Below are 22602 nucleotides of genomic sequence, written 5' to 3' on the forward strand. Positions count from 1 at the left end.
GCCTTCTCATTAGGCCACAATTTTATAAACCTATTATAAGCATCTTAAAGGGCATTTAAATATAGATGTTCGAAACCAGAAAAAGATAAACTGTGATGTTTCCTTTGCGCGGGGTTACTGGTATCAAGACGTAACCCAGGAAACTGGTTCAATAGAGCTTTAAAAATGCTGTGCATCTCGATGCGTGCCAATTTTGCACCCAGACAAAAATGACTGCCATAACCATAACTGAAATGTTGGGGGTGTTTATTATTAGGATTGATGGCATCTGGGTCGTCAAAATAATGGGGATCACGATTAATGGCATGTGTCGATATGAAAATCACCTTGCCTTTTTCAATCAATTTATTTCCTATCATCGTTTCATTTTTAGTGACTCGGAAAATAAACGTTACTGCGGGATCAAGCCGGTTGCATTCTTCAATATATCTATCAAGTAGATGACAATTATCTCTTACTTGTTGCCAAAGTCCTGGTTGATTTAACAAAATAAATAAATTATTGCACAGCTGATCAGTGGTTGTGACTTGACCTGCAACTAACATCATAATTGCTTGAGAGATAATTTCATCATCGGTTAAGCCAAAATGGGCTTGATGCTCCAACAAGATACTTAAAAAATCGGATCCTGGTTTTTTTCGACGATGGACAATTAAATTTGAAAAATAACTATAGAGTTGTTTGGCACTTTGATTGACCTGAATTCCATCCTGATCTTTATAACTGGTTGAGCCACCAAAAAATTGCGTCATATTATTAGACCAATGATAAAAATCAAGACGTTCACTATCTGGAATTGCGAACAACTCTGCAAGTGTCACCGAAGGGATGTGTTGGGCCAGTTGAGTAACAAAATCAAAAGGTTTATCTGCAGTATACTCTGCCAAACAATTTGTTATAGTCTGCTGAATTAAGGGTTTCAATTGTTCCAGACAGTTGTTACTAAAGCCATGATAACAAATCCGCCGGCGATCAGTGTGTTCTGGAGCATCACTCATCACCATCATTTTACTGACCACTTTAAAAAAATCAGTAATTAATGACAAATTCATCTCGGGCATGCGTGTTATAAAAAAAGGGGTGCGATCACAAGTAAAATCCTCACTTGTGAGGACTTGTTTGGCTAATTTATAGGAAGTAACTACAAAAAATTTACCGGCTTCCCACCAAAACAATTCGCCCATTTCTCGCAAATGATTGCTGAATTGTTCTGGGCTGGTGGTTTGCTTTAACTGCATTAAAGTATAGGGTTTCATAATATTTGGATCCTTCTTAAATGTCTTGGGCTATGTCGATGAAAAGCGTTACGACCATGCAGGAGTGAAAAATTGTCGGCAAGCAGAAAATCACCTTGTTGCCATTGATGTTGATACATATGTTCAGGCATCCGCATCCTTTGACTTAAAGAAGATAAAATGGATTGCGATTCATCCTCATTTTTACCTATTATTTTAACGTGTACTGGATTTAAATAGTCTTCACCTACAGGTTCAGCAAATCTTAAGATAACCTGTTGAGTTTCTGGATGTTTATTGATTAAATTACGAGTAATGGTGCCCCCATAATGTGCTAGTTTTTCGGTATGAAATACGAGCGCATACTGTTGCCACTCTTTTTTTTGTGCATCGCTTGCAGTATGCCAAACCATTTCTGTGTTAACAAATAGAGTTTCCCCACCACTCTCTGCATTGGGTGCCTGCAAACAATGAAAGAGCAAAAAACGAGGTTCTTGATGAAAAGCTCCATCCCAATGCAATGGGACATCTCCTTCCGTAAAGAGATAGTTTTTGGGCTTTTGATCTACTTTCATTTCCATTACCGGACCAAAATCCCAAGAAAGTAACTGGGCTTGCTTTTGACAATATTGGAGCAAATCATCCCGTTGCAGAAGATTAAAGCCTCGTAGAAGCACAATCTTATGTTGAGTCGTTTGCTTTAGGAGCATTTCCAATGATAAATCGGTCAGCTTACGACCATGATCCGCTTGAATTAGATGAGGGCAAAATCGCTGTTGTTGGTTCATGAGTAGGCCTCCAATACATAATGATCTTTATTTAATCGTGCTCCCAATTGCTCAGCTTCTTGCCTTTTTATGAGTTGCCATCTTTTGCCTTTTTTAAGTAGAACATTATGCCAAGGGGTACTCCAACGATTTGATGTAGGTAGTAAGTGAACTCCTATTTTCTCTGAGCCACAAGGCTGGGGATGAATCGACAATCGCACGGATTGTGGAAAATAATTTGTTAATAATCGCGACCACGCATTCGAGCGACGGATTACTTCATAAGCAATTTGTTTGGCTTGCTGGCGTGTTTTGTTTTTTGTTTGTCCAGGTTTTAAAGCGAATTGATCCTCAACAATAAAACGGTGAATCCCGTTAAATTGATAGCGAGCGTGCGGATCGGTTGCTACATGTTGTTTTAATTCATCTAAAGATTGACCAAACTCGGCCATTAATAACTCCCGCATAATCTGATAGTTATGGCAGGGATAGACCTCATCAAGCGCAAATGTAGATAAATGAGTTAATTGGTATTCTTTGATAATTTGTTGAATTCCTTTTTGATATACATCTACATGATCATCACTCACCAAAACTAAATCATTAAAGACGCGACCGTCAGAACAAATGATTAATTTAATACCTACAGGATAAATTTCTTCCAGGGTTTGGCAGAGTCGATTCAAATTACTCAAGCCAATGATTTCACCTCGATCCGGTTTTTCGGAAAGGGTTTTTTGTCTATTGGCTGATTTTGCAGGGAAGGCAGGAAGAATGAACGTTAGGGCGCGTTGTTCCTTGATAGCATGGTGAATTTTATCTTGCGGATGGCCAATGCATTCTGGGCATAAAATTCCATTACACTTTGTCTCGGCAAACTCACTAACTCGTCGTTGATTAAACAATACCTTTAATAGCGCAGTTGTTATGTCTTGAATGTTATTTATTGGCATATATTGTCCCTCTTGCTGTTTCCCGTATGTGGAGTAAACAGATTAGATAAAATCTTTATAAGTTGATAATATTAAGTTTTAATAAACTTAATAGAAAAAAATTATGGACATTGATTTTGATGCTTTACGAGTTTTTGTAGTAGTAGTCGAGTGCGGTGGATTCAATGCGGCAGCACGGATCTTATTTAAAAGTCAGCCTGCAATTACTACATCAATAAAAAAATTAGAAGAGCAATTAAATTTGGTATTGTTTGATCGCAGTCATTATCGACCGGTTCTCACAATAGAAGGCGAAAAACTCTATCGTCGAGCTCAGTCTTTAATTGGGCACTGGAAAAACATTAGTCAATTTGCAGAACTACTGCAATCTGAAGCTGAAAGTGATATCACGATTGCCATCGATGTCTTTTTTCCTCTGTCGACTTTGAAACCTCTGTTAAAACATTGGATTTATACGTTTCCTAATACCCAATTTCATTTTCTTTCCGAATCAATTGGAGGGGCGTGTGAACGATTATTGCGAAATCAGGCAGACCTGATTATTAGCGAAAATTTAATTACTAAAAAGGCTGTCGAGGTCATCCCGCTTCGGTCTGAGTTTCTAGTCGCTGTTGCATCCCCCGAATTTATTCAATATTACGGTACCCAATTAGGTGATTTGGATACGCTTTCTGAATGCATGCAAGTGATCCTCCGTGATTCCTCGCAATCTGATTTTTCCTTCGGTGTCATAGAACATGGACATCGATGGACTGTGAGCGATGTAATGGTGAAGAAAGATATAATTGTTGCAGGTCTGGGTTGGGGAAGATTGCCCTTGCATATGATTAGCCAGGAGCTAGCGGATGGTAGGTTACAGAGCTTGCAAGGGAATCATTTCGATAAACGGTTAGTTACTTTAGGCGCGATTCGTTTACAAAAACCAGCCAGAGGACCGGTAGCCGAACAACTTTGGCAGGATTTAAATAATAAAAATATAGCAAGTTTTGAACAATAAAGTAAGGAGTAGCTCGGCCTAATCATGAAATTACTTAATTTTAAGGTTGAAGCCAATAACAAATTCTATGGAAATAAAGTGGAAGCGTAAAAGTTGAATTATACTTATACAATATAAGTTTTCAAAAAAGCCTACACTTTTAGAGGAAATATATATGTCTCAATCAAAAGATGAGGAAGAGATTCCATTAGGTCCACCGAAACACACCTCGCAAGTGGACAGTTTACTACCAGCTGAAGAGGAGGAGAGCAAAAAGAAAAGTATTCGCATTCAAAGCGAACAGGTAGAAGCTTTCCTTGCAGCCTATAAGGAACATTGTGGGGCGAAATGGTTTAAAGATCATCCTCCTAAGAAGGATGAGAATGGCGGATTGTCTTTAACTTTTAAATCAGAGGAGGACATGGCGTCGTTCTTCCAAAAGCAGGCAAAAGAAGGAAAAAGTTTTATTATGGTCGATGCAGAAACCAATAAAGTGATTGCCTATTCTAATGGTGATGGCAAGCTTTATCAAACGACTAAAGAGGGCCCTAAAGCCTATGAAGGTGGTTCTTTGCTCCCAAGTAAAGAGGCGATGAAGGACCTTCCTGACTTAGATGGTTTTAAACTGCCCGCAAAAGATGAACCTGAACAGAGTAAGGGGGCTAAGTTACAATAAGATAAAATTTAGGACACTTGCTCTTTTTTATATTGATCGTCTGCTTCTTTTGCCTTACGTTGATTTTCTTGCAATTGCAGGGCATTTAGTTGCTGTTGCCAGAGCACAGCAGCTTGTGCTCTTATTCTGTTCAATGCTTTTACCAATAATCCTAAATGGGTTGCCAACATAGGGAGTTTTTTGGGGCCAAATACAATGAGGGCAACAATAAAAATAACCAAAAGTTCGCCACTACTCATAGAGGTTTGTTATCCTTTTTTGGGTGCTCATCAGCTTGATTTTCATTCAAGGCCTTACGGAAATTTTTAATGGCCTCGCCAAGATCGGTACCTATAGTTTTTAATTTGGAAGTACCAAAAAGAGCTAGAATAATGACTAAAATTAACAATAAAGAAAGAGGGCTGATTCCACTTAGTCCCATGTTTAATTCCTCGTATTAGGGTTAATAAGTACAAACAACCCTGCCAGAATTGCTCCTGAAAGGGCAAGCGGGGTGAGTTGTTTGTGATGGATAAGATGCGCATAGTCAAGCAGGCACACTAACAGGAACGAAAGTCCCGCGCCGATCGCAATACTATTCCAATGGACTGCTGGTTTTTCATTTTCAGGCTGAGCATTAGCGCGCTCTTTATTTATTATTAATTCTTCTTTTTTAAGCTCTAGAAAATCAAAGAGCAGTTTTGGCATATGGGGCAATTGTTCCGCAAGAAAAGGTAAATTTCGTTTTAATTGGGTGAAAAAAGCTTTAGGACCTATTTGATCTCTAACCCACTTTTCAAGAAAAGGTTTGGCTGTAGCCCATAAATCCAAGTCTGGATAGAGTTGACGTCCTAAGCCTTCTACAGCAAGGAGCGTTTTTTGTAATAAAATAAGTTGTGGTTGTACTTCCATATGAAAACGTCGAGCAACCTGAAAAAGACGCAATACTACTTGTGCAAAGGAAATATCTTTTAAAGGTTTTTCAAAGATAGGTTCACATACCGTACGAATACCGCTTTCAAATTCATCTACACGGGTATCACGTGCAACCCAACCAGATTCAACGTGTAACTCCGCAACACGCCGGTAATCCCGATTAAAAAAGGCCAATAGATTTTCTGCTAAATACCGTTTGTCATTGTCATTTAATGTCCCCATAATGCCAAAGTCGATGCATATATATTGGGGGTCTTTGGGATTTTTATAAGAAACAAAAATATTTCCTGGATGCATGTCTGCATGAAAAAAACAATCACGAAATACTTGAGTGAAGAAAATTTCTACACCCCGCTCCGCCAGTTTCTTTATATCAACCCCATGTGCTTGTAAGCTTACGAGATCGGATACAGGGATGCCATGTATTCGTTCGAGCACCATCACATTAGATCGTGAATAATCCCAATAGACTTCTGGAATATACAGGATAGGAGAATGCTCAAAATTACGTCTTAATTGAGCTGCATTAGCTGCTTCTCTTAGTAAGTCGAGCTCATCGATTAAGGTATGTTCAAACTCTGTTACAATTTCTTTTGGTTTTAAACGCCTAATCTCTGGCCAATAACGGTCCGCCCATTTTGCAATAGTATGCATAATACTCAAGTCTTGCTCAATAATGCGTCGCATGTTGGGCCTAAGCACCTTGACGATCACTTCCTCGCCTGTTTTCAAAGTTGCTGCATGCACTTGCGCCATAGAAGCCGATGCTAAGGGTATGGAATCAAATTCAGCAAAAACCTCATAGGGAGACATGCCATAAGCTTTTTCAATAATGGCCATGGCTTGTTCGCTAGGGAATGGAGGGACTTTATCTTGTAATTTGCTAAGTTCAATCGCTATATCCAAGGGCAGAATATCAGGGCGCGTCGAAAGCGCTTGACCGAATTTAATAAAAATAGGCCCTAATACTTCCAAGGATTTACGAAGTGCTTCTCCATGCGTTAATTGTTCTTTACGAAACCAATTCCAAGGATTTAAATAGACAATAAAGCGTAGCGGTGCAAATAATCTCAATGACACGACTACATTATCTAGTCCATTTTTAGCTAGAACATAGTTAATATGAATAAGACGGATGAGTTTTTTAATGGATTTCATAGCGGCTTATTAGTTGATTTACATGAGCTTGCAAACGCTCGACACTTAAAGATAACTCGTCTACTTCAACAAAAAAATCTTCCAGTTCATATTTCGTTGGCATGACTCGTAATTCTTCTTGCAGATATTCCGTCACATTTTGATGAAAGGAATCATCCACTTTCTTTTTGAATGCCATCCCTTTACGCACAAAAGAACCGATTTGATGAGCCACTACATCACCAGTAAAATGAGCCAGATGGCCTTCCCAATCGATATCCATTTCGTCAAACAATTTTTTTACATGCTGTCCTAATTCCGTATCTCCAGTCATGCGAATTTTATCATTAAACAAAGAACGGGCTTTGGAAGCGGGTAATAAACTCAAGCGGATCAATCCTAAAGGGTTGCTGTGAATAACTGTGTCCGCTTTGCTATCGAAGCAATCAAGTAAGACAATTTCGCCATCCTTAAAATGTATAAAAAAATTAACGTTTAAAGGGCTTATGATTATTTCAAGGGTTTTATTATCAAGCGCTTTCAGCTTGGCTGGCATTTGCTCATCCAGTTTGGCCGCTTTGTTAATGGCTATTTGAAGAGCCTTTAGGGAGTATTTTTTTAACATAATGCACTCAATATTTATAGGCAATGTGCAAGGCAACGATACCACCACTGAGATTATCATAGTGACAGTCTTCGAATCCTGCATCCTCAATCATTTCTTTTAGTTTGAGTTGATTGGGATGCATGCGTATGGATTCAGCAAGGTATTGGTAACTGGTTTTATCTTGCGCAATAAGCCCCCCTATTTTAGGTAAAATATTAAACGAATACCAGTCATAAATAGGTTTTAAACCAGGAAATGTGGGGGTGGAGAATTCAAGAATCATCACTTTCCCTCCGGGTTTGCACACACGATACATTGAACGAAGCGCTTCTTCCTTATCGGTTACGTTTCTTAAACCAAACGCCATAGTAATACAATGAAAACTGTTATCAGCAAAGGGCAGACATTGCGCATTACCTTGTACGTAATCAATATTCTTATATAAACCTTCATCTAATAAGCGATCACGTCCTACATTAAGCATGGCTGAATTTATATCAGTGAGAACAACTCGACCTTTATCACCAACCTTCTTACATAATAACCGTGTTAAGTCGCCACTGCCTCCGGCTAAATCTAAGACAAGTTGTCCGGTACGCACTTGGCTATGGCCTACCGTGTAGCGCTTCCACAGATGATGAATACCTAAAGACATTAAATCATTCATCAAGTCATATTTTTTTGCTACGGAATGAAAAACTTCGGCTACTTTCTTTTCTTTCTCATCCCAGGCAACAGTAGAGTAACCAAAATGGGTTTTCTTTTCTTGATCAGTCATACAGGACACGGATTTGTTATTTAATACTCCATATTAACTGATTTTAGTCGAGATACACAGTCCTAATGTCTTCGCTTAGTTAACATTACTTAAGATTTTTATAAAGGATATTATTTTTTCATAAAATACCTGCTGAAAGGATTCCGTGCTCCAAATTTAAAAACTGAGAGTATTTTTTGTTCCGACATTCACTTTTCAGTCAAAGTTAAATACTATTGCGCGAAATTTATTTCTTTTAATCCTTTTTTAATCAAAGGCGAGATAAAAATTTATGAAATCAATTCTTGAACTCATTTCCATGATGAATATGGACGGTTCTTCGGCAATTACCGATGTAAAAATAAAAATCAATCAATTAATGGGTTTAACTGAAGGTGGGTTTAATATCGGCGAATCAATGAGCCGTTCTGGAGAGGATGGGGCCTTAACGGATTTGCGGACTACAGCTTCTTTAATAACCACGGATCCTAAAACAATAGAATTAAGAAGACGTTTAACCTTATTACAAAATAAATATAATCTTATTAAATTTGAAGAAAAAATTGATGAAGAGGCCAAGCAATCTACATTTATTATCACTGACGTTGTTTATCCTGAATTTCTGCATACGGTTATGAACGTTCAGCTTATAGAAGATATGAATCCTCAGGAAGTCAATTCTGTTGTTATTAGAAATATGAGGCCGGAAAATAGATTTACGGTGGAGAAACGCAATAATGCGCAATACCTCGCTCCAATGCAGTTCCTAAATGATAACTATCAATTTATCGTTGTACCTAAAAATCTAAGTCTTTTACAGGAGAAACTAAATAGTTTAGCGCCTACTACATCGTTCCGGTGTAATTAAACTCCTTTTGTTATTAGCCTCTCCTTAGGTGTCATGTACTTTGGAGAGCAATCCACTTTAGTTACGGCTTTTCTCCCCATTGGGGTGAAGAGCTATTATTTAAAAATTTTATCGCTTCCTTAGGGGAAGAAGGACTGTTAAAAAATAGCCCTCTTCCATTCACGGGAGAGGGGCAGGACTAGGTTTAAAAATGCAGTGCAAAATGCAATTTTAGAATTGGCTCACGTTTGCAGATACTGATTTTGCAGGCTTGACAATTTCAGCAATATTAATAGAGTTTACAATAGCAGCTAGTTCTCCATTTTTGGCTGCCTGAGGAATATGGTTGATGTCGAAAGTACCTTCGTGTAACGATTTAATAATGCTATCAACAGCCTTAAGTTTTGCTGTTTTCGAACGAGCTTCTCCTCCAAACCAGCGTGCCCAGGAAGTATAGAACTCGCCGCGGCTATCTTTTTCTCGCTTATCTCTATATTCCATTAACTTGACTATTGACTCGTAGTAATTACTTAGAGCTTCACTATTTATTTGACCCTGACGATCTGAATTTTGCTTAATTGCGTGTACAATAGGCTTTATCGCAAACAGCCGCTCTTCAGGTAGTAGTGCTACTTTTAAATAAGCGTCTGATGGAGGTGCTGTGTGATCAATTTTATAGGGTACCTGAATATGCACCACGCTATCCGAACTGTCATCAATAGAGGTACTGTCTTCAACAATAATAACGTTTTTAGCGCCTTTATTTGCTTTATATTCATTAGCAGTTTCTAATTTTGACTTCTTGTGTCCACCTAAAATTTCAATATTTGCAAAATCAATTTTTGCCTTTGTTAATGCCGATTGAATTTCTATCTTCGTAGCACATTTAGAGCAAATAATAATGTGGTCACCACGTTTTTGCAGATCTTCGAAAACCTGTTTGGTTGTATCTGGAAAAAACAAAACTCTATTATTATCGCCCAATCCGTTTTCTGAGCTTAATGTGTCATCCATATCAAACAAAACGATATTAGCCATAAAATAACCTCAACAGAGAAAATTGGTAGTGTACTCTTTGGTTTTAATTTGATCAACTAAAACATAGAGTACACACGTTTTATATCAGTTATACATAGGATGCACGATAAAGTTCATTGCCTGAGTGGTCTTATTTACCCTTTCCACTGAAAAATACTTCAAAGGGTAGCTAATGTTTGCAGATACTGATGCTCATCAGGAGGAATATTATTTTTTTGTGAGAGCCACAGGTATTCGGCCAACTGCTCCATCATTAAATGTTCTACTACTAATGAGTCATTGTATTTGTTGATCAAATTTTTATAGATTAAATGAATGCCCGCAGGACGATCGGTTGCAATTTGTTCTCTAATTGCAAGATGAAGTCCCATGTGGAGGAATGGATTCGGTTCCCCTGACTCGGGGAAATAGGATTGTAGCTGGAATTTATCTTGATTTTCGAGGAGCTTATGATATTCAGGATGGGCCAATATTACTTGAACAATCTCATTTTCTAAAGGAGACAATAGTTTTTTATGTTGGTATTTTTCCCAACTGGAAAAAAACATTTGTCTTGTGTCTTGGATGGTATCGCCGTAAAACATGTACTGCTCAATTTGTGTAAAAGGTTGAGTTTAACTGAAGTGGGTTTGAACAACAATGGGAAAGGGCTTTTGTTGTTTATTCCTCGGTTGACATGGATAAATGGTTATGAGATATTCGCATTGCGAGGTTGGACTTGCTATGTGTCATTCCACTGGGTCAATTGGCGACACACTGATTGGCCCTTTCTATCACATCGATGTACCGATTAATTCTGAAATTAAACTTAAACAATCCGTCCCAAGTTTAATGCCTATAAAAGCCATTAATAAACCACTGAGTAATTCGATCCCTTTCCATACGTTAGTTTTTGACAAGACATCAGAAAAATATCGTGCGGTGAAAGTTAATGAGCTAAACCAAATCAAGCTTGAGGTAAGTACCCCCAGTAGAAAAATATGTTCTTGCTCCGGATATCCGCTGCTGCCACCACCAATAATCACCAGAGAATCAATAATGGCATGGGGATTAAGTAAGCTAAATCCCAGGGCCAGGAGGATGATTTGAGTTCTGTTACGGGGTTGATGAGATGTATTTTCTTCAGCATCAGTTGATTTTGAAAACGCACGAGATAGTGCTTTTGCGGAATAAAATAGTAAAAAAGCAGTACCTAACAACATCATCCAGATTTGCAGAACAGGACGAAGTAGGAGCAATTCATGCAAGCCTGTTATACTGGAGCAAATTAAAATAAAATCACAGATAAAACAAATAACAGCAGAGAGCATTGCGTGATTTTTTTGTGCACCTTGTTTGATTAAAAAAATGTTTTGCGGTCCTAAGGCAATAATCAAAGATAAGCCTAAAAGTAAACCATTAAGATAAACAAACATAATCACGATATAAAAATAATCAAAGATAGCGATTATAACATTGCAACTTAGGCAATGTGGAGTATAAAATGCGTCGATTATTCTGTCTCCGCAAGAGAAGCGTACAAAATAAGAACAAATAGGAGGGAGCGTGGGCTCTTTGTTACTAAGAAAGCTAATCGTCACGGCAACTGTGGCGGTGCTTGGCCTGGCAGGTCAATTATTACATGCAGAAAATGAACCTGCTCAAGAGAAATTATCAATTATTAATGGGTATTATCCTGCTTATCCACCGACAGCTCCAGCCACTGGTGAACAACAGAATTTAATTCAGCGGGGAGAGTATTTGGCCAAGATGGGGGATTGTATTTCCTGCCATACCAATGTTAATGCTCGCACACCTGCATATGCTGGTGGATTACCAATAGATACTCCTTTCGGGACATTTTATAGCCCTAATATTACTCCAGATAAAGAAACGGGTATTGGTAACTGGACTGAAAAAGATTTTATTCGTGCTCTTAAAGAAGGTCGTGATCCTAAAGGAAGAAACTATTTCCCAGTATTTCCCTATATTTATTTTTCTAAAATAACAGATGATGACGCCCGAGCTCTATACGCTTATTTTATGAGTCTGCCTCCGGTTAAATTACCTAACAAATCATTGCCTTTCCCTTTTAATGTTCCAGGTTCTCGCTTTACACTTTGGGGCTGGAATTTATTATTCTTTTTCCCTGAGGGACATGGATTTCAATATGAGAAAGGCAGATCCCCTGAGTGGAATCGTGGAAAATATATAGTTGATGGTCTAGGACATTGCAGTATGTGTCATACCCCATTAAATGTATTTGGGGCTCCAAAAAATAAGTATTATTTAACGGGTGGATTTATTGATGGATATTGGGCACCAAACATCACCAAGTATGGATTGGAGTCAGGAACCCATCAGGAAGTCGCAGATGTATTCAAATTAAATAAGCTTCTCAATAATGCAGGCCCTGTGGCAGGTCCTATGGCAGAAGTAAATCATAACAGTCTGATGTATTTGACTGATGCCGATAGAATGGCTATAGCTACATACCTTAAGACCGTAGTAAGTGAGGAACCTTTAGGATTACCCGCTTCCAATGAGCCCCCCTCGCTGGATCGCGGAAAGCAAGTTTATTTCACGGCGTGTGTCATTTGTCATCAAGACGGTGCCATGAGTGCTCCTTTGCTGGGTAGTTCACCAAGCTGGTACGAGCGTTTAAAGAATAGTGGGTTAACGGGTTTATATCGTCATGTCATTGATGGGTATAATTTGATGCCTATTAAAGGCGCCTGCGTGACCTGCTCTGATAACGACATCATTTCTGCTGTTGATTACATATTAAATGAGTCATTAACCCGCACCCAATTGATAAACCTGAAGTCAGGTGGCGCAGCAAAAGCTCCTCCAAGTGGGGAAGCCGTTTATAACGAGCACTGCGCAGCCTGTCATAATGATGGAAAACAAGGTGCGCCTAAAATTGGTGATCAAGAAACATGGAAATCATTGATTGCAAAAAATATGGATGTATTGATTGAAAACACCGTTCATGGGAAAGATCATCCAAAAAACGGAGGCTGTGATCAATGCACCACGAATGAGGTAATCGAGGCAGTTAAATACATGGTCAGTAAATCTAAAACTGAAGGAAATTACTCATTGTGGTAGTGTCGTATTGCTGAACAAGAACCCCTGCGAATGGGGGAGACCAAATTAAAAATATAAAACTAAATTGGAGCCAGTTCATACTGGCTTTCTTGACAAGACGAGGAATGGGGATGTTAAACAGGTTAAAGATCTGTAGATTATTAACGATGCTAGGTGCCTGGGTTGCGAGCCGACCACTATTCGCTGCTGCGGATTTTTGGCAGTTAAATATGCACAAAGGGGTCACGCCTATCAGCAAAGACGTATATTACCTGCATATGGTATGTATGGCTGTTTGTGCCATTATTGGAGTCGTTGTCTTCGGTGTGATGATCTATTCAATGATCCATCATAGAAAATCTAAAGGATATAAGCCCGCTAAATTTCATGATAATCCTCGATTAGAAATTGTCTGGTCGATCATTCCTTTCTTGATTCTTGTTGGACTTGCAGTTCCTGCTACGCGGGTTTTAATCCGAATGGATGATACAAATCAATCCGAAGTAACCATAAAAATAGTAGGTTATCAGTGGCGCTGGCAGTATGAATATCTTGATCAGGGAATTAGTTTTTTCAGTACCCTATCTACACCATTTGCGCAAATTCAAAATAAACAGAAAAAGAATGAGTGGTATTTACTCGAAGTAGATAAGCCCATGGTGGTACCTGTGAATAAAAAAATTCGCTTTTTAGTGACTTCAAATGATGTTGTTCACTCTTGGTGGGTTCCAGAATTAGGTATTAAGCGCGATGCAATACCGGGATTTATGTATGAAGCGTGGGCAACTATTGAAAAACCAGGAACTTATCGAGGTCAATGTGCGGAACTTTGTGGTGTAAATCATGGCTTTATGCCAATAGTAGTTGAGGCCGTGACTCAGGATGATTTTGATAAATGGGTCGTCGCGCAAACAAAAAAAGAAGATCAGTATGCGAATCAAGAAGAGAATCCTCCTACCCAGAAAACGATGAGCCGAGATGAGTTACTTGCATTTGGGAAGCAAAAATACGAGCAATTTTGTTCTGCCTGTCATCAACCCAACGGCAAAGGTATCCCACCGCTATATCCTGCGCTCAGAGGTAGTTCGGTCGCAACAGGCCATCCTGTTTCCCGGCACCTGGATATAATCCTTAATGGTATTACTGGTTCTGCAATGCAGCCTTATAAAGATCAACTTACCGATGAAGAAATAGCTGCGATTACGTCTTATGAACGTAATGCCTGGGGTAACAACACAAATGATGTCGTTCAAGCCGCAGAAGTTGCTGCACAACGTCAGAAAGCTAATCAACAACCAACCATGGTTAATAAAGTTCAAGCTGGAGGTTTGCAATGAGTAGTTATACATTAGCGCACGATGAAAAACATGATGATCATGGTCCAGAACAGGGTAAAGGCATTTTAGGCTTTATAAAACGCTGGTTGTTTACTACCAACCATAAAGATATCGGCACACTTTATCTGTGGCTCGCAATGATCAGTTTCTTCCTGGCTGGTGGCATGGCGCTAGTGATTCGTGCAGAGCTGTTTCAACCTGGTCATCGCTTTGTTGATCCGAATTTCTTTAACCAAATGACGACATTACATGGGTTAATTATGCTATTTGGGGTGGTAATGCCTGCATTTACCGGAATGGCTAACTGGCAAATTCCTATGATGATCGGTGCTCCAGATATGGCTTTGCCCCGATTAAATAACTGGAGTTTTTGGCTTTTGCCCTTTGCGTTTACATTATTACTTTCAACCACATTTCATGCAGGAGGTGGCCCTAACTTTGGTTGGACGATGTATGCACCTTTATCTACCAAATATGCCCCTCCTAGTACAGATTTTATGATTTTCTCGATCCATATGATGGGTATTTCATCCATTATGGGTTCGATTAACATTATCGCAACGATTTTAAATTTACGTGCCCCAGGTATGACATTGATGAAAATGCCAATGTTCGTATGGACTTGGCTAATTACTGCCTTTTTGCTAATCGCGATTATGCCTGTATTGGCTGGAGCAGTCACCATGATGTTGGCAGATCGTCATTTCGGCACCAGCTTCTTTGAAGCTTCAGGTGGTGGAGATCCCATACTGTTTCAACACGTATTCTGGTTCTTCGGACATCCAGAGGTGTATGTTCTTGTATTACCCGCTTTTGGCGTGATTTCCGAAGTTATACCTACGTTTAGTCGTAAGCCATTATTCGGCTATTATTTTATGGTATACGCGACCGTCAGCATTGCAATATTGTCATTTATTGTATGGGCACACCATATGTTTACCTCAGGTATCCCGTTGGGTGCAGAGTTATTTTTTATGTATACGACAATGCTTATTGCTGTTCCAACCGGTATTAAAGTATTTAACTGGGTTAGCACTATGTTTCGAGGTTCTATGACCTTTGAAACGCCCATGTTATTTGCGTTGGCATTTGTATTTTTATTTACCATAGGTGGATTTACAGGGCTTATGTTGGCATTGGTGCCTGCAGATTTTCAGTACCAAGATAGTTATTTTGTAGTAGCTCATTTCCATTATGTTCTGGTCCCAGGTGTAATTTTCGCCCTTTTTTCTGCAACCTATTATTGGTTGCCGAAGTGGACTGGGCATATGTATAACGAGGTACTGGGCAAATGGCATTTTTGGTTATCTGTTATTTCAGTAAATGTAGCATTTTTCCCGATGCACTTTTTAGGTCTGGCAGGAATGCCCAGAAGAATCCCAGATTATGCATTGCAATTTACTAATTTTAATATGATCTCTTCTATAGGTGCTTTTATTTTTGGTTTTACTCAGCTTTTATTTTTATTTAATGTGATTGCCACAGTAAGGAAAAAGGGTACTAAAAAAGATATCGCAGCTGGAAGATCTTGGGAAGGAGCATATGGTTTGGAGTGGACGTTACCTTCACCACCCCCATATCATACGTTTACGACACCACCTAAACTCGATTTATAGGTTTGTTGTATGAAAAATCAAAAAGGGCATCACAGGCTAATTATCATCTTATCGGGTCTTGTACTGGGGATGTTTGCTTTCGGATTTGCCTTAGTGCCTATTTATAATAGTTTATGTAAGTCACTAGGTATTAATGGAAAAACAAACCCCGAAGCGGTAGCTTACGATGTAAATAAAGCGAAAATCGATAAAAAAAGGGAAATTATTGTAGAGTTTGTTGCGACAAACAACAGTGGGGTACCATGGGCTTTTTATCCCAAAACTCGAAAAATAACGGTACATCCCGGGGAAATAGCCAAACTTGCTTTTTATGCTGAAAATAAAACGGATCATCCGATGACCGTACAGGCAATACCTAGTGTTACACCTGGGATTGCTGCAAAGTATCTGAAAAAAACTGAATGTTTTTGCTTTACTCGGCAAACACTAAATGGACACGAGGCAATGAATATGCCTTTATTATTTCATTTGGATGCTGATTTACCTGAAAAGGTGCACACAGTTACTTTGTCTTATACTTTATTTGATGTAACAGATAAAGGTTAACATAACCTGGCAGCTCTGATTATAAGCATCTAAGCAGTAATCATAAGCTAGTCATGCAAGTTGGTAATTTTTAGTAGGTTACATGCTTCAATGGCAAGGAGCGTGTCAAAAACAGATTAATGCCTGTTTCAATTCTACTAGCTTGGTCATAGAACTTGGTTTCTTGCTTTATGCTTCAGAAACAAAGTCCTGGGACTTAGGATAGCGAATTCTAAATAGGCCCTATTCATGACAGGAGATAAAAATATAATGGGAGCACATGGTACTTATTATATCCCTAAGCCAAGCCATTGGCCTTTGGTGGCATCATGTGGGTTAACTACTACGCTTGTGGGTGCTGCATCTTGGCTTCATAATGATTGGTATGGACCCTACATATTTACTATTGGTGTAGGAATCATGATTTTTATGTTATTTGGCTGGTTTGGCCAAGTGATTTATGAAAATTCGAAAGGAGTCTATGACGAACAAGTTGATAGATCATTTCGTTGGGGAATGTGCTGGTTTATTTTTTCTGAAGTTTGTTTCTTCGGTGCATTTTTTGGAGCCCTTTTCTATAGCAGGTGGTGGTCTGTCCCTATATTAGGAGGTGAATTTCACCCCATTACACACTTTACATTATGGCCTAATTTCAGTGCCAACTGGCCTATCTTATTTAACCCAAACAACCAGGTTTTTGCTGGTGCTCATGAAGCAATGGGAGCGTGGGGATTAGCAGCAGTGAACACGCTTATTTTATTGACCTCTGGGGTCACTATCACCTGGGCTCATTGGGCTTTAAAATTAGGAAAGCAAAGACAGCTCATTATCGGGATGATTTTAACCATTTCGTTAGGTATATTATTCTTAGCTTTACAAAGTTATGAGTATCATGAAGCATACACAGAAATGAATTTAACCCTATCTTCGGGGATTTACGGAACGACATTTTTTATGTTAACCGGATTCCACGGGATACACGTGACTTTGGGTACAATTATGCTAATTGTGATCACTGTTCGTTGTAAATTAGGTCATTTTACTCCAGAACGGCATTTTGCTTTTGAGGGAGTGGCTTGGTATTGGCACTTTGTAGACGTGGTCTGGTTGTTCTTATTTGTTTTTGTTTACTGGCTATAAATCGATCCTTATAGTTGTAGCCCGGGTGCACCAAAATGTAACCCGGGTTTCTTCATGGTTAAATCAATTCGAGTTCGCTGCTTCCAGCAAGGATGATTCAGTAGTGATTTCATAAACGTGTATTAATCAACAAACCAGGCTGAAATTGGATCTCTTTTATGGTTAGCTTATAGGTAAAAAACGAGTGAGCGAATTGAATTTCTTGGATAATTGCCTGGCCGCGAAAATGTTTGGCAAAAAAGGAAACTTCAATCTCCTTTTCAATATATTCCTCGCATCTTAATTCCAGTTTTTTTTCAGATAAACTTAGTAGTTGGCTTATGTATTCAATTTCGCCAATCTTCATTAGAACATGAACAGGTTGAACGGGCTGAATTAACATTGCGTTCTCCAAGCAATATAACCAGCTTATAAGGTAATTGTAGTATAAAATTGTAGCATCTATCAAAAGTTCAGGTAGAGTTTCAAAACGATGATAGCGGCAATTTCCTTTCTAAAAAGAAATCCAATGGCGTTGAGTTTCCCGGATTTGATGTTCGCCCATCCGGGATAAAGTCGCAATGAATTAAAAATTATTGAGGGGCACCGATTAATTGATCGATAATCTGTTGCAAACTGTGTTCATTGTCATAGTGAATAACTAATGAACCTTTACCCGCTTTTCCGGGCTTGAGTTTAATTGCAGTCTGTAAATGTTGAGAAAGATTTTTTAATTGCTCGTGGTAAATGTGTGAAAGATCACTATAAAGCTGTTGATCTTTGGTTTTACCTAATTTGATTCGTTCGACCAACTTCTCCGTTTCACGTACAGATAAGTTTTTGGCAATAATAAGCTGAGCCACCTGGTTTTGTTGTTCTTCTTCTAACATGAGTAAGGCGCGTGCATGTCCCATATCAATATCGCCATGTTCTAAAAGCTTTTTAACTCCTGCTGACAAAGCCAATAATCGCAAAAAGTTGCTTACAGCAGCTCTGGATTTACATAAAAGATCAGCCACTTGTTGATGCGTCAAGGAAAACTCGTGAGTAAGTCTATGCATGGCACGAGCTTGATCCATCGCATTTAGATCTTCACGCTGTAAATTTTCCACTAAGGCCATAGCCATCGCTGTTTCATCATCAACCTGCTTCAAAATAACTGGAACTTCAGTCAGGCCTGCTAATTGGCTGGCACGCCAACGACGTTCCCCGGCAATAATTTCATAACGCCCATCACTTAGTTCGCGAACCAGAAGAGGTTGGAGTAAGCCTTGTTTTTTAATTGATTGGGCTAGTTCCATGAGTGGAGCTTCTTCCATCTCGCCACGGGGTTGATATTTACCCGGCTGCAGGCAGTCTACTGCGAGCTTGAGACTTTCAGCTGGCGGTTTCTCATTTAAAAGAGTGCTACTTGATTGGCTTAATAACGCGGATAAGTTACGCCCTAAACTACTACGTTTTGCTGTCATAAATTACCCCATTCATCCTGCTACAGTCTGTTTATTAATCAACTCGGAAGCGAGTACCATGTAGGCTGCTGCACCTGGTGATGTTTTATCATAATGTAAAGCTGGCAATCCGTGGCTTGGTGCTTCAGCAAGTCTAACATTACGCGGTATTACGGTTCTGTAGACCTTACTTGGAAAGTGTTCTATTAGTTGTTTTGATACCTCAGAACACAATCGGTTACGAGCATCGTACATGGTTCGTAACAGACCCTCAAGATGTAAACGAGGATTTACTGAGGCTTTGACCTGTTCAATAGTCGACAGCAGAGCAGCTAACCCTTCTAGTGCGTAATATTCGCATTGCATAGGAATAAGCACAGAATCCGCAGCAACAAAAGCATTTATAGTTAGCGTATTCAAAGCGGGTGGGCAATCAATCAGAATAAAATCATAATTGTTTTGAATAGGCTGGAGTGCTTTAAATAAAAATGTTTCACGATGATTGCGCTCCATTAGACTTACTTCAGCCACCGTTAAATCATCATTGCCTGGAAGTAAATCATAACCACTGGTTGTGGCAAGGCATGCTTGTTCTGCAAGACAATCATGGAGTAATACATCATTAGTTGTATGAACCAATTGGCTTTTATCGACGCCGCTACCCATAGTGGCATTGCCTTGAGGATCCAAGTCAATTAGTAAAACCTGTTGTCGATTCGCTGCTAAAGAAGCAGCTAAATTAATCGCTGTAGTGGTTTTGCCTACTCCACCTTTTTGATTGGCAATGGCTATAACTTTTGCCATGATTTATTCCTTGATTAAACTCGAATAAGCAGTAAACATCCAGGATCTGATTAACGTGCACCTGATTGGCTAAACGATGATTTCGCTCAAGTCAGAACAATTAAACAGCTGTTGTTAACTACTTTTTCTTGGTTGATTTTCAATAATGACGCAACAACGCTCGCCTTCAATACCTGAAACCTTATAATGTTCTATCGAGCAGTGCTGCTTTATCTCATTTAATTCTGTATCAGGATCACGTCCTTTCATTGCCAACCAAATTCCATCATCGGCAATAAGGTGTTGCGTCCACTGAACCATTTGTACCAGACTACTAAAAGCGCGACTTACTACTGTATCAAAACCTTGAGTTGGGTGGTAGTTTTCGACTCTAAATTGTACAATTTCAACATTTTTTAAGTCGAGTTGTCGCTTAACTTCATTCAAGAATCGAGTTTTTTTACCATTTGAGTCTAATAAAACAAAGTTAAAATCAGGCCGAGCTAAAGCAAGAGGGATACCCGGTAAACCGGCTCCTGTTCCTACATCTATAATTTGTTTGCCTCTAAGCCAAGGCAAAATAGCCAGGCTATCTAATATATGCTTACTCACCATAGACTCAAGGTCACGGATTGCAGTGAGATTATAAGCTAAATTCCACTTGTTAAGTAAGAATAAGTAATCCACCAAAGGTGCACTAAGTGCATCCAGCTCAAATTGTTGCAAACCTTCTTTAAGTTGCGATTGTATTTGCTCTATTTGTTCCTTCATACCTCAATTCGCTGTTTTTTCAAATGCACCAAAAGTAGGGACAAGGCGGCAGGAGTTACACCTGAAATCCGGCCAGCTTGGGCTAAAGTAGCGGGTCTTATCTTGGTTAACTTCTGAATTACTTCATTAGATAATCCTGTGACCTTGCTATAATCCAGAGATTCGGGAAGGACCGTGTTTTCTTGTTTACGCATTTTTTCAATATCTTGTTGTTGCCTATCGATATAGCCTGCATATTTGTTTTGAATTTCTATTTGTTCGCTAACTTCGGGTAGCAGTTCGGGTAAATTCAAATCTTCGAGCATGAGTAAATGCTGATAATTAATCTCTGGACGTTTCAAGAACTCTGAGGCTCTATTATCATGTTGCATGGGATTGAGTAACACATCTTTTAAAATCTCATTATGCCCTACACGAACCCACGTTTGGTGCAGCAACGATTGCGTGGACGCTATTGCTTCACTTTTGGTAGTAAAATGTTGCCAACGTTCATCACCCACTACGCCTAATTCGCGGCCTTTAGCAGTTAAGCGTAAATCTGCATTATCTTCACGTAAAAGCAGCCGATATTCAGCACGCGAAGTGAACATTCTATAAGGTTCTTGAGTGCCGCACGTAATTAGATCATCGATTAATACACCTATATAAGCTTCATCACGCCGTGGGCACCAAAGTTCTTTATCTTGTACTTGCAGCGCTGCATTCATTCCTGCGATGATTCCTTGGGCAGCCGCCTCTTCATAGCCGGTGGTCCCATTAATTTGTCCTGCAAAAAATAAGTTGGGGATGGGTTTGGTTTGCAAAAATGAAGTTAATCCACGAGGATCAAAGTAATCGTATTCTATAGCATAGCCTGGCCGGGTAATATGAGCATTTTCAAAACCTTTGATCGTACGAACAAACTGCACTTGTACTTCAAAAGGAAGGCTTGTAGAAATACCATTAGGATAGATTTCTTCAGTGGTTAATCCCTCGGGTTCAACAAAGATTTGGTGAGATAATTTATCAGCAAAACGAACAATTTTATCCTCTATAGAGGGACAATAACGCGGTCCTACGCCTTCAATAACCCCAGCATACATAGGTGATTGGTGCAAATTATTACGAATAATTTCATGTGTTGCTTCAGTTGTATGGGTAATATGACACGGGACTTGTAGCGGATGATCGCTCACATGACCTAAATAGGAAAAAACAGGGGTCGGTGTATCGCCTGGTTGCACCGTCATTTGACAGTAATCTAAGGAGCGACGATCGATTCGTGGAGGGGTGCCTGTCTTTAGACGGCCAACGGGCAAATCAAGATCACGTAAGCTTTTGGCTAGGGCTACTGAAGGTGGATCTCCTGCACGACCTCCGGCATATTGATTCATACCTACATGAATTTTTCCGCCCAAAAATGTACCCACTGTCAGTACTATTGCACGTGCTCGCAAGACCAGGCCCATTTGAGTTACTACAGCAGTTACGCGTTCTCCTTCAATCAATAAATCGTCCACAGCCTGTTGAAAGAGGGTCAGATTGGGTTGTGTTTGTAATTGCTCTCTAATGGCTTGGCGATAGAGCACACGGTCCGTTTGCGCACGTGTAGCGCGGACTGCGGGACCTTTGGAGGCGTTAAGCGTGCGAAATTGAATGCCAGCTTTATCTGCAGCTTTTGCCATAGCTCCATCCAAGGCATCAATTTCTTTCACCAAATGGCCTTTTCCTATCCCACCTATAGCAGGATTACATGACATTTGACCGAGCAAATCCATGTTATGAGTAAGTAATAACGTTTGCGCTCCCATCCGGGCTGCCGCTAAAGCAGCTTCTGTGCCTGCATGTCCGCCACCTACTACAATAACATCATATAATTTTTCAAGATTCATGACTGATCAATATTTGTATAACAAAAAGAGGAATTATACACTTTTTTGTGCATTGTCCCAATATTAAAGAATTAGATGCGATTGGCCTTGGTTCATGCATCAGTTTATTCACGAATAGTTCATCATTATCAAGCTCATATAATCGCATAAGTTTA

The 22602-nt window shown here is 39.4% G+C and carries 24 protein-coding genes; 8 read left to right on the top strand and 16 right to left on the bottom strand.

Features of this window, described 5'->3' with window-relative positions; all coding sequences use genetic code 11:
• Positions 1–44: 44 nt before the first annotated feature.
• From ACWTE2_RS25080 to ACWTE2_RS25090, 3 genes are read right to left on the bottom strand one after another with little or no spacing between them, the layout of a single operon-like run.
• The gene (locus ACWTE2_RS25080; protein ID WP_454784887.1) at positions 45–1256 is read right to left on the bottom strand and encodes a cytochrome P450; all 1212 of its coding nucleotides are present in this window, start codon (positions 1254–1256) and stop codon (positions 45–47) included.
• Complete coding sequence (locus ACWTE2_RS25085) at positions 1253–2023, bottom strand: TauD/TfdA dioxygenase family protein (protein WP_454784888.1); 771 nt, start codon at positions 2021–2023, stop codon at positions 1253–1255. Before ACWTE2_RS25085 ends, ACWTE2_RS25080 begins: the two co-directional genes overlap by 4 nt.
• Complete coding sequence (locus ACWTE2_RS25090; protein WP_454784889.1) at positions 2020–2955, bottom strand: L-tyrosine/L-tryptophan isonitrile synthase family protein; 936 nt, start codon at positions 2953–2955, stop codon at positions 2020–2022. The genes ACWTE2_RS25085 and ACWTE2_RS25090 overlap by 4 nt, the downstream gene beginning before the upstream one ends.
• A gap of 103 nt (positions 2956–3058) precedes the next feature.
• Between ACWTE2_RS25090 and ACWTE2_RS25095 the strand changes: the two genes are divergently transcribed.
• Both ACWTE2_RS25095 and ACWTE2_RS25100 read left to right on the top strand, forming a co-directional pair.
• Positions 3059–3952: a LysR family transcriptional regulator gene (locus tag ACWTE2_RS25095; RefSeq protein WP_454784890.1), complete on the top strand. Its 894-nt coding sequence runs from the start codon at positions 3059–3061 to the stop codon at positions 3950–3952.
• Positions 3953–4106: 154 nt separating this feature from the next.
• Positions 4107–4607, top strand: a complete 501-nt coding sequence (locus ACWTE2_RS25100; protein ID WP_454784891.1) for a hypothetical protein — start codon at positions 4107–4109, stop codon at positions 4605–4607.
• 8 nt (positions 4608–4615) lie between these two features.
• Here the strand turns inward: ACWTE2_RS25100 and ACWTE2_RS25105 are convergent, their stop codons facing one another.
• From ACWTE2_RS25105 to ubiE, 5 genes are read right to left on the bottom strand one after another with little or no spacing between them, the layout of a single operon-like run.
• A complete protein-coding gene (locus ACWTE2_RS25105) occupies positions 4616–4846 on the bottom strand; it encodes a Sec-independent protein translocase subunit TatA/TatB (protein ID WP_454784892.1) in 231 nt (76 codons plus the stop codon).
• Entirely contained in the window at positions 4843–5028 is a 186-nt protein-coding gene (tatA, locus tag ACWTE2_RS25110; RefSeq protein WP_182392203.1) for a twin-arginine translocase TatA/TatE family subunit, read from the bottom strand. The genes ACWTE2_RS25105 and tatA overlap by 4 nt, the downstream gene beginning before the upstream one ends.
• 2 nt (positions 5029–5030) lie before the next feature.
• Positions 5031–6680, bottom strand: coding sequence for a ubiquinone biosynthesis regulatory protein kinase UbiB (gene ubiB, locus ACWTE2_RS25115; protein ID WP_454784893.1), 1650 nt, complete (start codon positions 6678–6680; stop codon positions 5031–5033).
• Positions 6667–7284, bottom strand: a complete 618-nt coding sequence (locus tag ACWTE2_RS25120; protein ID WP_182392205.1) for a ubiquinone biosynthesis accessory factor UbiJ — start codon at positions 7282–7284, stop codon at positions 6667–6669. The genes ubiB and ACWTE2_RS25120 overlap by 14 nt, the downstream gene beginning before the upstream one ends.
• A gap of 7 nt (positions 7285–7291) precedes the next feature.
• Positions 7292–8044, bottom strand: coding sequence for a bifunctional demethylmenaquinone methyltransferase/2-methoxy-6-polyprenyl-1,4-benzoquinol methylase UbiE (gene ubiE, locus ACWTE2_RS25125; RefSeq protein WP_454784894.1), 753 nt, complete (start codon positions 8042–8044; stop codon positions 7292–7294).
• A 271-nt stretch (positions 8045–8315) separates the two neighbouring features.
• Here ubiE and ACWTE2_RS25130 point away from each other — a divergent pair, with 271 nt between their 5' ends.
• Entirely contained in the window at positions 8316–8891 is a 576-nt protein-coding gene (locus tag ACWTE2_RS25130) for a hypothetical protein (RefSeq protein WP_454784895.1), read from the top strand.
• Positions 8892–9101: 210 nt separating this feature from the next.
• Here ACWTE2_RS25130 and ACWTE2_RS25135 read toward each other — a convergent pair whose 3' ends face one another.
• The 3 genes from ACWTE2_RS25135 to ACWTE2_RS25145 all read right to left on the bottom strand — a co-directional run bounded on the left by ACWTE2_RS25135 (position 9102) and on the right by ACWTE2_RS25145 (position 11323).
• Entirely contained in the window at positions 9102–9908 is an 807-nt protein-coding gene (locus ACWTE2_RS25135) for an HAD family hydrolase (protein ID WP_454784896.1), read from the bottom strand.
• A 158-nt stretch (positions 9909–10066) separates the two neighbouring features.
• On the bottom strand, positions 10067–10492 hold the full coding sequence (locus ACWTE2_RS25140) for a DUF1841 family protein (protein ID WP_454784897.1): 426 nt from the start codon (positions 10490–10492) through the stop codon (positions 10067–10069).
• A gap of 189 nt (positions 10493–10681) precedes the next feature.
• Positions 10682–11323 (bottom strand): LysE/ArgO family amino acid transporter, encoded by a 642-nt coding sequence (locus tag ACWTE2_RS25145; RefSeq protein ID WP_454784898.1) that lies wholly within the window; start codon positions 11321–11323, stop codon positions 10682–10684.
• A gap of 130 nt (positions 11324–11453) precedes the next feature.
• On the opposite strand from ACWTE2_RS25145, the gene ACWTE2_RS25150 reads away from it, so the two are divergent.
• The 5 genes from ACWTE2_RS25150 (at position 11454) to ACWTE2_RS25170 (ending at position 17595) form a co-directional block, all read left to right on the top strand.
• Positions 11454–12998 (top strand): c-type cytochrome, encoded by a 1545-nt coding sequence (locus tag ACWTE2_RS25150; RefSeq protein ID WP_454784899.1) that lies wholly within the window; start codon positions 11454–11456, stop codon positions 12996–12998.
• Positions 12999–13108: 110 nt separating this feature from the next.
• Positions 13109–14314, top strand: coding sequence for a cytochrome c oxidase subunit II (coxB, locus tag ACWTE2_RS25155; protein ID WP_454784900.1), 1206 nt, complete (start codon positions 13109–13111; stop codon positions 14312–14314).
• Entirely contained in the window at positions 14311–15930 is a 1620-nt protein-coding gene (gene ctaD, locus ACWTE2_RS25160; RefSeq protein WP_454784901.1) for a cytochrome c oxidase subunit I, read from the top strand. The genes coxB and ctaD overlap by 4 nt, the downstream gene beginning before the upstream one ends.
• Before the next feature lie 9 nt (positions 15931–15939).
• Positions 15940–16476, top strand: coding sequence for a cytochrome c oxidase assembly protein (locus ACWTE2_RS25165; RefSeq protein WP_182392213.1), 537 nt, complete (start codon positions 15940–15942; stop codon positions 16474–16476).
• A 249-nt stretch (positions 16477–16725) separates the two neighbouring features.
• Positions 16726–17595: a cytochrome c oxidase subunit 3 gene (locus ACWTE2_RS25170; RefSeq protein WP_454785028.1), complete on the top strand. Its 870-nt coding sequence runs from the start codon at positions 16726–16728 to the stop codon at positions 17593–17595.
• A 109-nt stretch (positions 17596–17704) separates the two neighbouring features.
• Here the strand turns inward: ACWTE2_RS25170 and ACWTE2_RS25175 are convergent, their stop codons facing one another.
• From ACWTE2_RS25175 to mnmG, 5 genes are all read right to left on the bottom strand, one after another.
• Positions 17705–17977, bottom strand: coding sequence for a hypothetical protein (locus tag ACWTE2_RS25175; protein WP_454784902.1), 273 nt, complete (start codon positions 17975–17977; stop codon positions 17705–17707).
• 190 nt (positions 17978–18167) lie between these two features.
• Entirely contained in the window at positions 18168–19043 is an 876-nt protein-coding gene (locus ACWTE2_RS25180) for a ParB/RepB/Spo0J family partition protein (RefSeq protein WP_454784903.1), read from the bottom strand.
• 12 nt (positions 19044–19055) lie between these two features.
• Positions 19056–19826, bottom strand: coding sequence for a ParA family protein (locus tag ACWTE2_RS25185; RefSeq protein WP_182392216.1), 771 nt, complete (start codon positions 19824–19826; stop codon positions 19056–19058).
• A gap of 114 nt (positions 19827–19940) precedes the next feature.
• Positions 19941–20576, bottom strand: coding sequence for a 16S rRNA (guanine(527)-N(7))-methyltransferase RsmG (gene rsmG, locus ACWTE2_RS25190; protein ID WP_454784904.1), 636 nt, complete (start codon positions 20574–20576; stop codon positions 19941–19943).
• Positions 20573–22447 (bottom strand): tRNA uridine-5-carboxymethylaminomethyl(34) synthesis enzyme MnmG, encoded by a 1875-nt coding sequence (gene mnmG / locus ACWTE2_RS25195; protein ID WP_454784905.1) that lies wholly within the window; start codon positions 22445–22447, stop codon positions 20573–20575. The genes rsmG and mnmG overlap by 4 nt, the downstream gene beginning before the upstream one ends.
• Between the last annotated feature and the right edge of the window lie 155 nt (positions 22448–22602).

Source organism: Legionella nigrisilvae (genome assembly GCF_977063395.2).

Excerpts from the sequence above, each read along its gene's own strand:
- ACWTE2_RS25080 (WP_454784887.1), bottom strand. The coding sequence starts at position 1,256 with ATGAAACCCTATACTTTAATGCAGTTAAAGCAAACCACCAGCCCAGAA.
- coxB (WP_454784900.1), top strand. The coding sequence starts at position 13,109 with ATGTTAAACAGGTTAAAGATCTGTAGATTATTAACGATGCTAGGTGCC.
- ACWTE2_RS25175 (WP_454784902.1), bottom strand. The coding sequence starts at position 17,977 with ATGTTAATTCAGCCCGTTCAACCTGTTCATGTTCTAATGAAGATTGGC.
- ubiE (WP_454784894.1), bottom strand. The coding sequence starts at position 8,044 with ATGACTGATCAAGAAAAGAAAACCCATTTTGGTTACTCTACTGTTGCC.
- ubiB (WP_454784893.1), bottom strand. The coding sequence starts at position 6,680 with ATGAAATCCATTAAAAAACTCATCCGTCTTATTCATATTAACTATGTT.
- rsmG (WP_454784904.1), bottom strand. The coding sequence starts at position 20,576 with ATGAAGGAACAAATAGAGCAAATACAATCGCAACTTAAAGAAGGTTTG.
- ACWTE2_RS25130 (WP_454784895.1), top strand. The coding sequence starts at position 8,316 with ATGAAATCAATTCTTGAACTCATTTCCATGATGAATATGGACGGTTCT.
- ACWTE2_RS25135 (WP_454784896.1), bottom strand. The coding sequence starts at position 9,908 with ATGGCTAATATCGTTTTGTTTGATATGGATGACACATTAAGCTCAGAA.
- ACWTE2_RS25105 (WP_454784892.1), bottom strand. The coding sequence starts at position 4,846 with ATGAGTAGTGGCGAACTTTTGGTTATTTTTATTGTTGCCCTCATTGTA.
- ACWTE2_RS25095 (WP_454784890.1), top strand. The coding sequence starts at position 3,059 with ATGGACATTGATTTTGATGCTTTACGAGTTTTTGTAGTAGTAGTCGAG.
- ctaD (WP_454784901.1), top strand. The coding sequence starts at position 14,311 with ATGAGTAGTTATACATTAGCGCACGATGAAAAACATGATGATCATGGT.
- ACWTE2_RS25090 (WP_454784889.1), bottom strand. The coding sequence starts at position 2,955 with ATGCCAATAAATAACATTCAAGACATAACAACTGCGCTATTAAAGGTA.
- ACWTE2_RS25120 (WP_182392205.1), bottom strand. The coding sequence starts at position 7,284 with ATGTTAAAAAAATACTCCCTAAAGGCTCTTCAAATAGCCATTAACAAA.
- ACWTE2_RS25180 (WP_454784903.1), bottom strand. The coding sequence starts at position 19,043 with ATGACAGCAAAACGTAGTAGTTTAGGGCGTAACTTATCCGCGTTATTA.
- ACWTE2_RS25170 (WP_454785028.1), top strand. The coding sequence starts at position 16,726 with ATGGGAGCACATGGTACTTATTATATCCCTAAGCCAAGCCATTGGCCT.
- mnmG (WP_454784905.1), bottom strand. The coding sequence starts at position 22,447 with ATGAATCTTGAAAAATTATATGATGTTATTGTAGTAGGTGGCGGACAT.
- ACWTE2_RS25100 (WP_454784891.1), top strand. The coding sequence starts at position 4,107 with ATGTCTCAATCAAAAGATGAGGAAGAGATTCCATTAGGTCCACCGAAA.
- tatA (WP_182392203.1), bottom strand. The coding sequence starts at position 5,028 with ATGGGACTAAGTGGAATCAGCCCTCTTTCTTTATTGTTAATTTTAGTC.
- ACWTE2_RS25145 (WP_454784898.1), bottom strand. The coding sequence starts at position 11,323 with ATGTTTGTTTATCTTAATGGTTTACTTTTAGGCTTATCTTTGATTATT.
- ACWTE2_RS25165 (WP_182392213.1), top strand. The coding sequence starts at position 15,940 with ATGAAAAATCAAAAAGGGCATCACAGGCTAATTATCATCTTATCGGGT.
- ACWTE2_RS25185 (WP_182392216.1), bottom strand. The coding sequence starts at position 19,826 with ATGGCAAAAGTTATAGCCATTGCCAATCAAAAAGGTGGAGTAGGCAAA.
- ACWTE2_RS25085 (WP_454784888.1), bottom strand. The coding sequence starts at position 2,023 with ATGAACCAACAACAGCGATTTTGCCCTCATCTAATTCAAGCGGATCAT.
- ACWTE2_RS25140 (WP_454784897.1), bottom strand. The coding sequence starts at position 10,492 with ATGTTTTACGGCGATACCATCCAAGACACAAGACAAATGTTTTTTTCC.